This is a genomic window from Pseudomonas sp. 10B238 (genome assembly GCF_000970615.1).
Lineage (GTDB): Bacteria > Pseudomonadota > Gammaproteobacteria > Pseudomonadales > Pseudomonadaceae > Stutzerimonas.
Map to the genome: position 1 here is coordinate 225,677 of NZ_KQ033931.1, position 14,637 is coordinate 240,313.

Sequence of the window (14,637 nt, forward strand, 5' to 3'; positions counted from 1 at the left end):
TCAAGTCCAACCTGACCGATCGAACAGCTTTTCGACGATCAGGTAGCGAGGTCCGTGCAGCCTCGAAAGCCCATGACCGAACAATAACGAATGGCAGGCTTGACTCATGACCGCAACCGAATCCAGGAGCGGTGACGCTCCCAACCAGGACCTGATCTATCAACTCGAAGATCGCCCGGGTCCGATCCCCGCTACATTCGCGGCGATACAGCACGTACTCGCCAGCTTCGTCGGGGTCATTACCCCCACTCTGATCATCGGCAGCGTGCTGGGCCTGGGCGATTATGTGCCCTACCTCGTCAGCATGGCGCTGTTCGTCTCCGGCATCGGCACCTTCATTCAGGCCAAGCGCATTGGCCCGATAGGCGCCGGCATGCTCTGCCTTCAGGGCACCAGCTTCGGCTTTCTCAGCGTGATTCTTGCGGCGGGCTTTATCGTCAAGAACCGCGGCGGAACGCCGGAAGACATCCTGGCCACGCTGTTTGGCGTGAGCTTCTGCGCGGCCTTCGTAGAAATCGCGGTCAGCCGCTATATCGACAAGCTGCGCCGAATCATCACGCCCGTGGTCACCGGCACCATCATCAGTCTGATGGGGCTGTCGCTGATCAAGGTCTCGATGACCGACATCGCTGGCGGCTACGGCGCTGAAAACCCGGGCGCCCTGCAGAATCTGGCATTGGCCGGACTGGTGCTGGGTACCATCATCGTGCTCAACCGCTTCGGTATTCCACTGCTGCGCTTGTCAGCCGTGATCGTCGCGCTGGTGGTCGGCTACGTGGCCGCTTGGATGATGGGCATGGTGGATTTTTCCAGCCTCGCCGCCTTGCCGGCCGTCAGCGTGCCGCAGCCATTCAAGTTCGGCTTCGCCTTCGACTGGATGGCCTTCATCCCCATCGCAGTGATCTTTCTGATCACACCGCTGGAAACCGCTGGCGACCTGACTGCCAATTCGATGATCTCGCGCCAGCCGGTCAAGGGCCCGCTGTACATGAAGCGGATCAAGGGCGGCATTCTTGGCGATGGCTGCAGCTCACTGCTGGCGGCCACCTTCAACAGCCTGCCCATGACCACCTTCAGCCAGAACAATGGCGTGATCCAGCTGACCGGCGTCGCCAGTCGCCACGTCGGGCTCTACATCGCTGGCATCCTGATCCTGCTGGCGCTGTTCCCGGTAGTCGGTGGCGTGTTGCAACTGATGCCCAAGCCGGTGCTCGGCGGCGCCACGCTGATCATGTTCGGCACCGTGGCCATCGCCGGGATCAAGATCCTCGCCGAAGCGGGCCTCAACCGTCGCAACATGCTTATCGTGGCGATCTCGCTGGGCCTGGGGCTGGGCGTCGCCGCCGTTCCGGAAGTGCTGACCAACCTGCCCGATGTCCTGAAGAATATCTTCGGTTCACCGATCACCATCGGCGCCTTCAGCGCCATCCTGCTCAACTTCTTCCTCCCGCGCGAGCCGGAAGAAATGGATGATTACGATCCGGACAATCTGATCGAGGACTCGGTCGGAACAAACACCTTGGCCGTGAATATCCCCGATTACTCCAAGGTCCATCCGAAAGCCACCACCTCGGACCCTTCGGCTCAGCTGACACCTACCGGCTGATCGACCCGCGCCCGGCCAGACGAGCCGGGCGCTGCTCCCGCATGCATCACAACAACAAAACCAAAGGGTATCTCCATGACTTTCAAGCGCACTCCCCTGTCGCTGGCGCTGGCCGGCTGCCTGCTGTCCGCTCCGGCCTTCGCCGATGGCATGCTGCAGTGGCAGAACAACAGCCTCAGCTATCTCTACGGCAAGGATTTCAAAGTCGACGCTGGCGAGATCCAGCAGACCGTGACCTTCGAACACGCCAGCGGCTGGAGCTGGGGCGACATGTTCCTGTTTGTCGATAACAAGTGGTACAACGGCCTATCCGGCGAAGAAGGCCACACCTACTACGGGGAATTCAGCCCGCGCCTGTCGTTCGGCAAACTGAGCGGTCAGGACATGAGCTTCGGCCCAGTCAAGGACGTGCTACTGGCAGCCACCTACGAGCGCGGCGAAAGCAGCGCCGGCCGACCCAACCAGACCTACCTGCTCGGCCCAGCTGTCGATCTCGATGTGCCCGGCTTCGATCGGCTCGCCATCAACGTCTACTACCGCAAACCCGACGGCACTACCCGTCGCGCCTCGGGCCAGTGGCAGGTCACGCCAACCTGGGCCATGACTTTCCCGGTCGGCAAATCGGACATTCTGTTCGATGGTTTCATCGACTGGGTAGTCAACGATGCCGGCTCGGAGCGCAGCGGAGACTTCATGTCGAAAAACCTGCATATCAACCCTCAGATCAAGTACGACCTGGGCAAGGCGCTGGACGGCGAGCCGGGCAAACTCTACGTCGGTATTGAATACGACTACTGGTCTGACAAGTACGGCATAGAAGACGGTGGGTTTGTGAGCGATCTGGTCGGGGGCACCAACCAGAACACCGCCAGCTTGCTGGTCAAAGCGCACTTTTAACCGCAGCCAGCTACAAAAAAAGCAGCCAGATGGCTGCTTTTTTATTGCTACATGGTTACCGGTGATAGCGACCACTCATCAAGTGGGACGCGCACGGCATCAAAGTTTGAAGCTACCCATCTGCCGACTGAGATCATCCGCCAGACGACTCAACTGCTGACAATCTTCACGACAGCCCTGCACATCGCTGGCAGTCGCCTGTGCCAGATCGGCGATGCCTTGCACGTTATGGGTGATCTCTTCAGTAACGCTGCTCTGCTCTTCGGTCGCTGCCGCCACTTGGGTGTTCATGTCACTGATCGCCTCGACCTGTTCGGTGATGGCACCGAGGGAAAGCCCCGTGCGCTGGCTGGCCTGCACCCCAGCACCGGTCGCAGCCTGCCCCGCATGCATCGAGTTGACTGCATTCTCGGCACCACTCTTGAGCCCCTGGATCATCTGCTGAATTTCATCCGTCGACGTCTGGGTCCGGCTGGCAAGCGTTCGTACCTCATCGGCAACCACTGCGAAACCACGCCCCATCTCGCCGGCACGCGCAGCCTCGATGGCCGCGTTGAGGGCCAGCAGGTTGGTCTGCTCGGAGATGCTCCGGATCACAGCCAGTACCTTGTCGATGGACGCGACCTGCTGCGCCAGGTCAGTAACCGACTCAGCCGCACGGCCGATCTCGCCTGACATCTTCTCGACATGGGCGATCGAGTCGCTGACGACTTTACGCGCGTCCATCGCCTCGCTCCGTGCACCTTGTGAGGCCTGTGCGGCATTGCTGGCGTTGCGCGCGATCTCCTGCACGGTCAGGCCCATCTCATGCACCGCAGTGGCAACCATATCGGTCATTTCATGCTGACGACCGGCGCGTGTCGCGGTGTTGTCGACCACCTGAGTCACCTGTCCGACAGCGGTGCGCAGTTGCTGGCTGGTGTTCAGCACATCGCCGATCAATTCACGCAGACTACCGATGAAATGGTTGAAGCCACGCGCCAAATCACCCAGCTCGTCGGCTCGGCTCTCGTCCAGACGACGGGTAAGGTCGCCACCCCCGCCACCGATTTCAACGAGTGCGCTGGTCACCTGACGGATAGGCTTCACCAGCCCGCGCGCCAGCACCACCACCAGGCCGAGGAACACCAGTGCGATGCAGGCACCAATCAGGCTGATGGTCCACAACGTGCGGCGCGCCTCGGCAAAGATTTCTGCTTCCGGCACTTCGCTGACCAGCACCCAACCCAGGCTTTCCAGAGGCTGAGCGATCGCCAGAAAGGCTTCGCCGTCACGCTCGAATCGCACCGCGTCGGGTGCGTCATTGAGGAGCTTCTGCGCGGCATCGCTGCCTGTCAGCGCGCTAAGCTCGACTTGATCGTTGTTCTCGGTTTTGGGGTGAACCTTGACGCGGCCATCCGCATCGATGAGGTACACCTCACCGCGCTCGCCGAAGCGGAAGTTGCTGACCAGCTCGGACATGCTTTTGAGGCTGAAGCCAAGACCAGCCACCCCTACGGTCTTGCCGTCTGCCTCGATGCGCTGGTTGATGAACAAAGTCGGCTGGCGAGAGGCTTTGTCGATGTCGATTTCGAAGCGCCGTTCGATGCCGCTGTCGACCAGGCCGTAGAACCAGCCATCACCCGCAGCACTGCGGTTGAGCGTCCGCGAGAGTCCCGCTTCGGAGTAGTAGTTACCACTGTCGAGCACGGCGATTGAGGTGGTCAACGCGTTCTGCTGAGCCTTGACGCCCTCAAGGTAACGGCCCATCGCGTCCGCCTGGTCAGCGCTCTCGCCTTCACGCAGCCAGTCCTGAACCAGCGTATTGCCGGCAATCCCGGCCGTCGCGGTAATCGGCGCCGCCAATGTGCGCTCAATATCGTTGCGGATTGCCGAAATATTGGCAGGCAACGCTTGCCCCACCAGGTAGCGCTCGGCAAGGCGATTGACTGCCGATGAATAAATCAGAATGACGATCAGGATGCTGGTAAGCAACGCCGCCCCCATGCTGACGATCAATTGCCATTGAATACTGCGTTGCATGAAAGGCATGTGCGTTACCTCTGTTGTTTTTTGTTAACGTACACAACCTTGATAGCAATGTGTATACATAAATAATGTTTGACGCCAACATTCTATCGGTCGTAACAACCGAGGCTTGATGACCGTTTGGCGGATAGCGCAGAGCCAGCTCGATTGAGCGCTGTGGACCGGCGCTCTTGACTTGCGACTTCTATGACGTGACTTGGCGGAAGGCATACGCTCGCTGTCTTCCAGCGCTCAGGTTCCGCTCGCACCAAGGTTGCTGTCCTGTCTTGAGGCCGTTCGGAAGCCGATGCTAGGATGCCGCGGCAGGCCACCAGGCTGGGTGGTCATGAATTGAACAGGCCCTATGTCCAGTATCCGCGAACGCAACAAAGAACTGATCCTTCGTGCTGCCAGCGAAGAATTCGCCGAGAAGGGCTTCGCCGCCAGCAAAACCAGCGACATCGCCGACCGCGCCGGGCTGCCCAAGCCCAACGTCTACTACTATTTCAAAAGCAAGGAAAACCTCTATCGTGAGGTACTGGACAGCATCGTCGAGCCCTTGCTGCAGGCGTCTGCCCCGTTCAATCAGCCCGGCGAACCGGCAGACGTGTTACGCGCCTACATCCGCACCAAGATTCGTATCTCCAGGGAACACGCTTGCGCCTCTAAGGTATTTGCCAGCGAGATCATGCATGGCGCGCCACATCTACCAGCCGAGCGTGCCGCGCAGCTCAATGCTCAGGCCAGCCATAATGTGGCTCGCATCCGGGGCTGGATTGAAAAGGGACTGATGGCGACCGTCGACCCTCATCACCTGATGTTCAGCATCTGGGCAGCGACCCAGACCTACGCCGATTTCGACTGGCAGATTTCCGCAGTTACCGGCAAGCCCGAACTCGATGATGTTGACTATGAAGCCGCCGCGGAAACGATCATCCGGATGGTCATCAAGGGTTGCGAGGTAAAGGAAGCGAATCCTGTTGGCTAACTCTGGGATCAAACCACGTTGGAGCCTATGGCATAGCCCTGAGGCATCTCTTTCCGGTTCAATCAGGATTCGATCAAGGGCCCGGCAGAACATCCAACAATCTGATACGTTTTGCCTCGCGCGCATATACCCGTCTTTGACGCATCACTCACGACAACCAATACTTGCGCTGGGCACCGGCTCGGAAGAAGGAAGTTCTATTGACCGCATTGCGCAACAGTCTGTCTAGGAAGCTGCTCCGCATCGTTCTGCTGTCTGCGCTCGCCGTTGGCCTGGTACTGAGCTGCGCGCAGATCGTCTTCGATGCTTACAAGACCCGCCAGCTGATCGATGCCGAAGCCCAACGAATCCTGCGCATGACCCGCGACCCGTCCACTCAGGCGATCTATAGTCTGGACCGGGAAATGGGCGCGCAGGTCATGGAAGGACTGTTCCAGCACGAGTCGATTCGTAAAGCCTCGATTGGCCACCCAGGGGAAGCGCCGCTGGCGGCCAAGTCCCGCCCGCTTATGCCACGTTCCTCGCGTTGGTTGACCGACCCGATACTAGGCCGCGATCAGGAATTCTCCATCCCCCTGATCGGCCGCCCGCCTTATAACGAGTACTACGGCGATCTGCGTATCACACTCGATACCGCCCCCTATGGCGAAGCGTTTCTCAGCAGCTCGGCCGTGCTCTTCGTCGTCGGCATCCTGCGTGCGCTGGTACTGGGCTTACTGCTGTATCTGATCTATGAATGGCTGCTGACACGACCGCTGACCAAGCTCATCGAGCACATGTCGCGCATCAACCCGGGCCGCCCCGGCGAGCACTCGCTGCCAATGCCCAAGGGGCATGAGCGCAATGAACTGGGGCTTTGGGTCGAAACGGCCAATGGTCTGCTCGCCTCCATTCAGCACAACATGCAGTTGCGCCATGCCGCCGAAAGCAACCTGCAACGCATGACCCAATACGACTCGCTCACCAACTTGCCCAACCGCCTGCAGTTGCAACAGCAACTGGACAACATCCTGAGCGAAGCCGCCCGACTGCAGCGTCGCGTGGCCGTGCTCTGCCTCGGGCTGGACGATTTCAAGGGCATGAACGAACAGTTCAGCTACCAGAACGGCGATCGCCTGCTGGTAGCGCTGGCCGATCGTCTACGCAGCCAGAGTGGGCGTGTCGGAGCACTCGCCCGGCTGGGCGGCGACCAATTCGTACTGGTGCTGGTCGGTTTCGAACAACCCTACGAAGCCGCCGAACTGGCGCAGAAGGTCCTCGATGATCTGGAGCGGCCCGTCACCCTCGACGATCAGCACATACGGTTGCGCGCCACCATCGGCATCACGCTGTATCCCGAAGACGGTAGCAGCACTGAAAAGCTGCTGCAGAAAGCTGAGCAGACCATGACACTGGCCAAGAGCCGCTCACGCAATCGCTATCAGTTCTACGTAGCCAGCATCGACAGCGAAATGAGGACGCGCCGGGAGTTGCAGAATGACCTGGCCGAGGCGCTTACCCGGGGCGAGTTTCACCTGGTCTATCAGCCGCAGATCGACTACCGCCTCAAACGCATCACCGGTGTCGAAGCTTTGCTTCGCTGGTCTCACCCAAGCGGCAAGATGGTACCGCCCGACATATTCATTCCTCTCGCCGAACAGAACGGCAGCATCATCGCCATAGGCGAGTGGGTGCTCGACCAGGCTTGCCGACAGCTGAGCGAATGGCATCAACAAGGTTTCAGTGATCTGCGCATGGCAGTCAACTTGTCCACGGTTCAACTGCACCACGCCGGGCTGCCAGCGATGATCAGCAACCTGCTCAGCAGTCACAGGCTGCCGCCCGAGACGCTAGAGCTCGAGGTGACGGAAACGGGCCTGATGGAAGACATCGCCGCCGCCACCCATAACCTGCACTGCCTGCGCCGCTCCGGCGCGTTGATCGCCATTGATGATTTCGGCACCGGCTATTCATCGCTGAGCTATTTGAAAAGCTTGCCGCTGGACAAGATCAAAATCGACAAGAGCTTCGTTCGCGATATGGCAGCTGTTGAAGGCGATACGACCATCGTTCGAGCCATCATCCAGCTGGGCAAGAGCCTGGGCATGCTGGTCATCGCCGAGGGTGTGGAGACCGCCAAGCAGGAACGCTACCTGATCGACGAAGGCTGCAATGAAGGCCAGGGTTACTACTACAGCAAACCCGTGGCGGCGCCTGAACTCACCGCTTTGCTCGAGCAATCGCTGCGGTTCGAGCACAGGCTTAACTCCGAGCGCTTATAAACGCTGCTCGCCGCGCCGTGCACCAAGCGCGGCCCCTCTAATGCCAACCCAAGAGCGTCACCGATGAAGCGTTTTGTATTGATCGACACCGCCGAAATTCCGGATGGCGGCGGTGCCCTGTGCCTGTTCGAGTATGGCGACGACTTCGTTATCAAGATTCAGGGCGGTAACGGTAACCAGCTGATGAACACCCGCACGCACGGCTCGGAAGATGCGCTGGCGGAGATACCCTGCCGCAAGATCGCGCAGCGGCCGCAACCACGGGTGCTGATTGGCGGCTTGGGCATGGGCTTCACCCTCGCTTCGGCGCTCAGGCATCTCGGCGATGATGCCGAGGTGCAGGTCGCTGAGCTGGTTCCCGGCGTGATCGACTGGAACCGTGGCCCATTGGGCGAGAAGTCCGGCATGCCGATCAACGATCCACGAACCCGAGTGCTGCGTAGCGATGTCGCCGAGGTTCTGAAGAGCGAGCCGCAGGGCTATGACGCCATCATGCTCGATGTAGACAACGGCCCCGAGGGGCTGACACGCAAGAGCAACAGCTGGTTGTATTCCTCAACCGGGCTCGACGCTTGCGCCAGGGCGCTGCGCCCCAAAGGTCTGCTTGCCGTATGGTCGGCCAGTGCCGATCAAGCCTTCTCCCAACGACTTGCCAGGTCAGGTTTCCTCGCCGAAGAAGTCCAAGTGTTCGCGCACGGGAATCGCGGCACCCGGCATACCATCTGGATTGCTGAAAAGCGTGGATGAAGTTCAGAGCGTCCAGTGAAGGTGACCTATAGCCGTCAAAGCAGCTGTTCGCTTCCGAGGCGCTCGCCTACACTCAAAGCACCCAAGACCGGTCCGTCCCCATACCGCGCAGTGCTCAAGTGGTACGTACGATGAAAACCGAGCCTCCCCCCTCGCTGGAAACTGTTCTGGATTTGATGCTTGATGCGGTCTGCGTGGTCGACGCCGATGGCTGCTTCGTCTATGTCAGCGCTGCTTGCGAAAGCATTTTTGGCTATACGCAGGAGGAAATGATCGGTCGTCAGATGATGGAATTGGTGGCGCCCGAAGACCGCGAGCGCACCCTGCTGGCGGCGCAGCAGGTGATGTCAGGCCAACCCAGCCTGCATTTCGAAAACCGCTATATCCGCAGAGACGGACAACGGGTGGATATCATGTGGTCGGCCCGCTGGTCAGAAGATGACCAGTTACGTATTGGTGTGGCGCGCGACATCACCCGACGCAAGCGTTCCGAATCGCTGCAAGAAGCGGTCTACGCAATATCCGAGGCGGCCCACAATGCCGCCGATCTGCCCTCATTGTTCGAACAGGTCCATCAGATCACCAGCCGGCTTATCCCGACGCCGAGCTTTTTCGTCGCCTTGAACGCGCCCGATCAGGGCCGGCCGATATTTCCCTACGTCAGAACCGATGGCGATCCAGCACGACTTCCCCTCGATCCGGCTGCGGTGCTGTGCGCAGAAGTCACTCGGACCGGGCAGGCGCTGCTGCTGACAGCGAGTAGCGAAGGCGTCTGCGACACCCTCAAGGCATTGACCGCCACGGAGAGCTTCTGCTGGTTAGCAGCGCCACTCTCGACCCGTCAGGGCTGCATCGGCGCGCTACTACTCAACGATACGGCACAGAACGCGACCTATTGCGAGCAAGACATAGACCTGTTGCAGTTCGTCGCCAACCAGGTCGCCACCGCCATCGAACGCAAACAGATGCAGGCTCGCCTCGAGCGGATGGCGCAATACGATGAGCTTACCGGCCTGCCCAATCGCGCATTCCTATTCGACCGGCTAAAAACCGCGCTGGCGCGCGCGCGGCGCAATGACGAGCGGTTATCGCTGCTGTATCTAGATCTCAATGGGTTCAAACAGGTCAACGATGGCTATGGGCACAGCGTGGGCGACCTGCTGCTGCAAGCCTTCGCTCGTCGGCTTAACCAACACACCCGTGAAACCGACACGGTTGCGAGAATGGGTGGCGACGAATTCGTCGTGTTGCTGGAAGGCAGCCCGACAGCAGCCGATACGGCAGTAGTAGTCACGCACATTCTCGCCGCGATGCAAGCGCCGATAGAACTCGCCGGCTTGGCCCTGGCGATTCAACCGAGCATCGGCGTGGCCCACTTTCCAGAGCACGGAACTGACGAAGCATCGCTGCTCAGGCGCGCTGATGAGGCGATGTACCAGGCGAAATCAGCGAGCGCACAGCAGCGCGCAAACGACGGCGCTGTCATCGACATCGCGCTCCATCAAAATCACCGCTAAGCGACACGTGCATGGCTGTCTGATTCCGCCGTCGTGGCTCAACCCACCACGCGGGTTGCCAGCAACGCCGCGCCAAGCAGACAAAGCATCGCCCCGCCAGCCGCCTGCCAGCGATAGCGCCGAACGAGCACTTCCTCACCATGACTGGACAGCACGAACGGCAAATCCTCAGCGGGGCGCGCCAGCTTGTGCAGCGCTTGCCGGCCGCTGGCTAGCCGATGGCGTTGTTGCGCTTCCAGGCTGGCGGCGAGGCGCACACGGCTCCACTCCGCCTGATCGAGCTGGCCGTCGCGGTTATGGTCAAAACGCTGCAATAGCCCGGCGTAGTCTTCTTTCCATTCGCGCACCACTTGGCCCTGGGCAGCCTGCAGGTCAAGGCCCTGCCGGCCACCGCCAGATGTACGAAACTCGCCAATCGCATACAACGGCTCGTCAGCGTGCAGCCGCTCCTCGGTGTACCGGTACTGACGGTGGCCAGTGAGCCAGACCAGCACACCGCTGGACGGCGCACCTCGAGGGTGGCGCTGGTCACCGGTCCAGCAATCACGCCGTGCGGGGAGCACTTCAGCGCCTCGAGGATCGATCAGACACTCTCCGGTCGCATCAAACAACCGCAACAGCCCTTCGCTGCTGACCTGTTCCAACACGCTCCAGCTCCCGCGTTTGCTGCCGGTTCGGTATTCCTCGATACGATAGCGCCACCAGAGACAGGGCGTGGCCGTCAGCGGCGCCATTAATGGCGGCGTATCGGGAAGGTCGCGCAGCACCCCGGCCAGCTCGACATAACCTTGCGCCGCCGAGCGAATCCTCGAAGTCGGCGTATCCAGCAAGTGGCGCAGTTTCGACCAGTGACTGACCCACAGCCAGCCGCCAACCAGACACATCGCCACGCCTGCAGCGATCAGCAGCACCTGAACCCCCAGCTCAACTGAACAGCGGCTTCAGGTCGACATCGGCTTTTTCCGCCTCGCTGAACTGCAGCAAAGGGGCCGCGCGGAATCCGAACGCGCGAGCCAGCAAGACATCGGGAAACTGCTCGATGCGTACGTTGTTCAGATTGACTGACTCGTTGTACAGCTCGCGGCGATCGGCGATACCACTTTCCAGCCCGCTGATGCGCTGCTGCAAATGACGAAAGCTCTCGTTCGCACGCAGCTCTGGATAGCTCTCGGCCAAGGCGAAGAGGCGTCCGAGTCCGGCGCGCAGTCCGGTTTCGGCCTGGCCGAGCGCACCGACGTTGCCTTGCTCGCGCGCATCGGAGACCGCAGTGCGCGCCCTGATCACCTGCTCCAGGGTGCTGCGTTCGTGCTGCATGTACTGCTTGCAGGTTTCCACCAGCTTGGGCAATTCATCATGACGCTGGCGCAACAGCACGTCGATGTTTGACCAGGCCTTGCTTACTCCATGCTTGAGGCGCACCAGACCGTTATAGAGAACCACGGCATAAGCCGCGGCGAGAAACAGCAGGACCCATGCAACGGCAGCACTCAGGCTCATCAGGGCGACTCCATAAGATGACCAGACTCGGAGGTGGCATTCTAGCCGCACCGGCTGAAGCGATACGCGACCTGTTACACGCATTTTCTTTGCACAAAATGCAAATCTTTCGCATTATGTTCTGCATCCATTTGTCGCAGCCCTGCTGCCGGCTCACTCACACCACCCTGCAAGCAAAGGAACCCGCCATGCTACGCACTCCCGTCTGGGCTACCGCCAGCCTTCTGGCTGTCGCCATTTCACTCGCTGGTTGCGGCGAAGACAAAGCACCGGCCGAACAGGCCGCTGCCCCGCAAGCCGCCACAACCCAGAGCGAACCGGCACCGGCTGCCCAAGAGACCGTGAACAGCGAAGCCGCGCAGGCAGTGGTCAAGCACTACGCCGATATCGCACATGCTGTCTTCAGCGACGCGCACAGTGCCGCTCTGAAACTGCAGGAAGCCGTCGACGCTCTCCTGGCCAATCCGACCGAAGTAACCCTGCAAGCGGCCAAAGCGGCCTGGATCGCCGCCCGCGTCCCGTATATGCAGAGCGAAGTGTTCCGTTTCGGCAACCCGGTCGTCGACGACTGGGAAGGTCAGCTCAACGCCTGGCCGCTGGACGAAGGCATGATCGACTACGTCAAAGGTGACTATCAGCACGCCCTCGGCAACCCTGGCGCCACCGCCAACATCATCGCCAACAAAGAGCTGCAGATTGGCGAAGACAAGATCGACGTCAGCGAGATCACCGGTGAAAAGCTTGCCAGCCTGAACGAACTGGCCGGATCCGAAGCCAACGTCGCCACTGGCTACCATGCCATCGAGTTCCTTCTCTGGGGTCAGGACCTGAACGGCACCAACGCTGGCGCTGGCGAACGTCCAGTGAGCGACTTCATCGAAGGTGAAGGCTGCACGGGCGGCAATTGCGACCGCCGTCGCGCCTACCTGAAGGCCGCCACCGAGTTGCTGGTCAGTGACCTCGAAGAAATGGTCAACGAGTGGAAGCCGGGCGCAGACAACTACCGCGCCAGCCTCGAAAAAGAGTCGGCCGAAAATGGCCTGCGTAAAATGTTCTTCGGTATGGGTAGCCTGTCGCTGGGCGAGCTGGCCGGCGAACGCATGAAAGTCGCACTTGAAGCCAACTCGCCAGAAGACGAGCACGACTGCTTCAGCGACAACACGCATAACTCCCACTACTACAACGCCAAAGGCATTCGTAACGTCTACCTCGGCGAGTACGAGCGCATCGATGGCAGCAAGCTGACCGGTCCAAGCCTGGCATCGCTGGTCGAAGGCACTGCGCCTGAGGTCAACAGCACCCTGAAGACCGACCTGGAAACCACCGAAGCCAAGCTGCGCGTGCTGGTCGAAAGCGCCGAAAACGGCGAGGCCTTCGATCAGTTGATCGGCCCAGATAACAGCGAAGGCCAGGAAAAGGTCCGCGCTGCGATCGCCGCGCTGGTTCAGCAAACCGGTTCGATCGAGAAGGCAGCTGCCGCATTGGGCATCAGCGACCTGAACCCGGACACCGCTGACCACGAGTTCTGATACACCGGCCTAAGGGGTGGCGCAACGCCGCCCCTCTGGCACTGATGCGCCCTCTGACGCCAGCTTTACTGCTTGGCTGGCCAATCGGCTTTTCGCCAAATGCAAATTGCTCTTATTCAACCACTCGTAGCCTGCTACGATTAGCGCCCTTTCAGAGGCCTTGGGCTACCGATGCGTCCGTTTTTCTTCCCTGTCGTTGCGCTGCTGCTGGCTTTGGGCCTGACGGCATGCGATGAAAACCCGCCACGCTTTGAACAGGCCGAACCAGGCGAGGCGCTATCGGGTGGCAGCACTACGGTCATCAAGTCCGACCAGAACGCCTTCTCGATGCCATCCGCCAACCTGTCACCGGTTCGCCGTCTGGACTTCAGCGTCGGCAACAGCTTCTTTCGCAACCCTTGGGTCATCGCACCCTCCTCGACGACGGCACGCGACGGTCTTGGCCCATTGCTCAACACCAACGCCTGTCAGAACTGCCACATCAAAGATGGCCGTGGCCGCCCGGCGGAAGCCGAGCGTGGAAATGCAGTGTCGATGCTGGTGCGCCTGTCGATTCCGGCAGGCAAGGAACACGCCGAGGTTGTCCATGAGCGAGGCATCGCGCCCGAGCCCACCTATGGCGGCCAGCTGCAGGACATGGCGATTCCCGGCGTCGCGCCGGAGGGCAAGGTTCGCCTCAGCTACAGTACGCACACCGAACGATTCGCCGACGGCTTCGAAGTCGAACTGCGTTCGCCGCAGCTGACAATTACCGACCTGGGCTACGGCCCGATGCATCCCGACACGCAGTTCTCGGTCCGCGTGGCGCCCGCAATGGTCGGCCTTGGCCTGCTAGAGGCGATCCCGGAAGCGGCGATACTCGCCAACGCCGATCCGGACGATCGCAACGGTGATGGCATTTCCGGGCGTCCGAACCGGGTGTTCGATCAGGTCACACGGGAGACCAGCCTGGGGCGCTTCGGCTGGAAAGCCGGGCAGCCGAACCTGAACCAACAGAACGCTGATGCATTCTTCAACGACATGGGTCTGACTACCAGCCTGTTGTCGGGGAGCAGCTGCACGCAAGCGCAGACTGATTGCCTGGCGATGCCCGACGGCGGCGAACCTGAAGTCAGCGACCATATTCTGTCGCTGGTGCTGTTTTATTCACGCAACCTGGGCGTACCGGCTCGACGCAACGTGGATGACCCGCAGGTGCTGGCGGGCAAGACGTTGTTCCACCGCGCGGGTTGCCAAAGCTGTCACGTCCCGAAATTCACGACTGGCGAGGCGGCCGAGCCGGAACTCGCCAACCAGGTGATCCGCCCGTATACCGACCTGCTGCTGCATGACATGGGCGAAGCGTTGGCCGATCACCGTCCGGAATTCGAGGCCACGGGTCGTGAATGGCGTACCCCGCCGCTCTGGGGCCTCGGCATGACCGAGGCTGTCAGCGGGCATACCCAGCTTCTGCATGACGGTCGCGCGCGCAATCCGCTCGAAGCCATACTCTGGCATGGCGGCGAAGCGGAGCGCGCCAAGCAGGCCGTGCTCGACTTCGACAGCGATGAGCGCAGCGCCCTGCTGGCCTTTCTCGAGTCTCTTTAAT

11 protein-coding genes and 1 pseudogene are annotated in these 14,637 nt (G+C 60.7%); 8 read left to right on the top strand and 4 right to left on the bottom strand.

Annotation, left to right across the window (positions count from 1 at the left end; all coding sequences use genetic code 11):
- The first annotated feature begins 106 nt into the window (after positions 1-106).
- Together RT21_RS09560 and RT21_RS09565 are read left to right on the top strand one after the other, a co-directional pair.
- Positions 107-1,606 (top strand): nucleobase:cation symporter-2 family protein, encoded by a 1,500-nt coding sequence (locus RT21_RS09560; RefSeq protein ID WP_045425030.1) that lies wholly within the window; start codon positions 107-109, stop codon positions 1,604-1,606.
- Between the two features lie 75 nt (positions 1,607-1,681).
- Positions 1,682-2,503, top strand: coding sequence for an outer membrane protein OmpK (locus RT21_RS09565; protein ID WP_046162563.1), 822 nt, complete (start codon positions 1,682-1,684; stop codon positions 2,501-2,503).
- Positions 2,504-2,602: 99 nt separating this feature from the next.
- On the opposite strand, the gene RT21_RS24420 is transcribed toward RT21_RS09565, so the two are convergent.
- Both RT21_RS24420 and RT21_RS24425 read right to left on the bottom strand, forming a co-directional pair.
- The gene (locus tag RT21_RS24420; protein WP_371263607.1) at positions 2,603-3,340 is read right to left on the bottom strand and encodes a methyl-accepting chemotaxis protein; all 738 of its coding nucleotides are present in this window, start codon (positions 3,338-3,340) and stop codon (positions 2,603-2,605) included.
- A gap of 117 nt (positions 3,341-3,457) precedes the next feature.
- Positions 3,458-4,534: pseudogene (locus tag RT21_RS24425) on the bottom strand (cache domain-containing protein); the annotation flags it as partial.
- Between the two features lie 340 nt (positions 4,535-4,874).
- Here RT21_RS24425 and RT21_RS09575 point away from each other — a divergent pair.
- The 4 genes from RT21_RS09575 (at position 4,875) to RT21_RS09590 (ending at position 10,023) form a co-directional block, all read left to right on the top strand.
- Positions 4,875-5,498 carry a TetR/AcrR family transcriptional regulator gene (locus RT21_RS09575; protein ID WP_046162565.1) on the top strand — a complete coding sequence of 208 codons (624 nt, stop codon included), beginning with the start codon at positions 4,875-4,877 and terminating at the stop codon, positions 5,496-5,498.
- Positions 5,499-5,698: 200 nt separating this feature from the next.
- A complete protein-coding gene (locus tag RT21_RS09580) occupies positions 5,699-7,759 on the top strand; it encodes a putative bifunctional diguanylate cyclase/phosphodiesterase (protein ID WP_046162566.1) in 2,061 nt (686 codons plus the stop codon).
- A gap of 63 nt (positions 7,760-7,822) precedes the next feature.
- A complete protein-coding gene (locus RT21_RS09585) occupies positions 7,823-8,506 on the top strand; it encodes a spermidine synthase (protein WP_046162567.1) in 684 nt (227 codons plus the stop codon).
- A gap of 131 nt (positions 8,507-8,637) precedes the next feature.
- Complete coding sequence (locus tag RT21_RS09590; RefSeq protein ID WP_046162568.1) at positions 8,638-10,023, top strand: GGDEF domain-containing protein; 1,386 nt, start codon at positions 8,638-8,640, stop codon at positions 10,021-10,023.
- A gap of 38 nt (positions 10,024-10,061) precedes the next feature.
- Here RT21_RS09590 and RT21_RS09595 read toward each other — a convergent pair whose 3' ends face one another.
- Both RT21_RS09595 and RT21_RS09600 read right to left on the bottom strand, forming a co-directional pair.
- Positions 10,062-10,907 carry a GIDE domain-containing protein gene (locus tag RT21_RS09595; RefSeq protein ID WP_046162655.1) on the bottom strand — a complete coding sequence of 282 codons (846 nt, stop codon included), beginning with the start codon at positions 10,905-10,907 and terminating at the stop codon, positions 10,062-10,064.
- Positions 10,908-10,947: 40 nt separating this feature from the next.
- The gene (locus tag RT21_RS09600; RefSeq protein WP_045425019.1) at positions 10,948-11,520 is read right to left on the bottom strand and encodes a LemA family protein; all 573 of its coding nucleotides are present in this window, start codon (positions 11,518-11,520) and stop codon (positions 10,948-10,950) included.
- Between the two features lie 188 nt (positions 11,521-11,708).
- Between RT21_RS09600 and RT21_RS09605 the strand changes: the two genes are divergently transcribed.
- Positions 11,709-13,049, top strand: a complete 1,341-nt coding sequence (locus RT21_RS09605) for an imelysin family protein (RefSeq protein ID WP_046162569.1) — start codon at positions 11,709-11,711, stop codon at positions 13,047-13,049.
- A 171-nt stretch (positions 13,050-13,220) separates the two neighbouring features.
- Complete coding sequence (locus tag RT21_RS09610; protein WP_046162570.1) at positions 13,221-14,636, top strand: di-heme oxidoreductase family protein; 1,416 nt, start codon at positions 13,221-13,223, stop codon at positions 14,634-14,636.
- The last annotated feature ends 1 nt before the right edge of the window (position 14,637 follow it).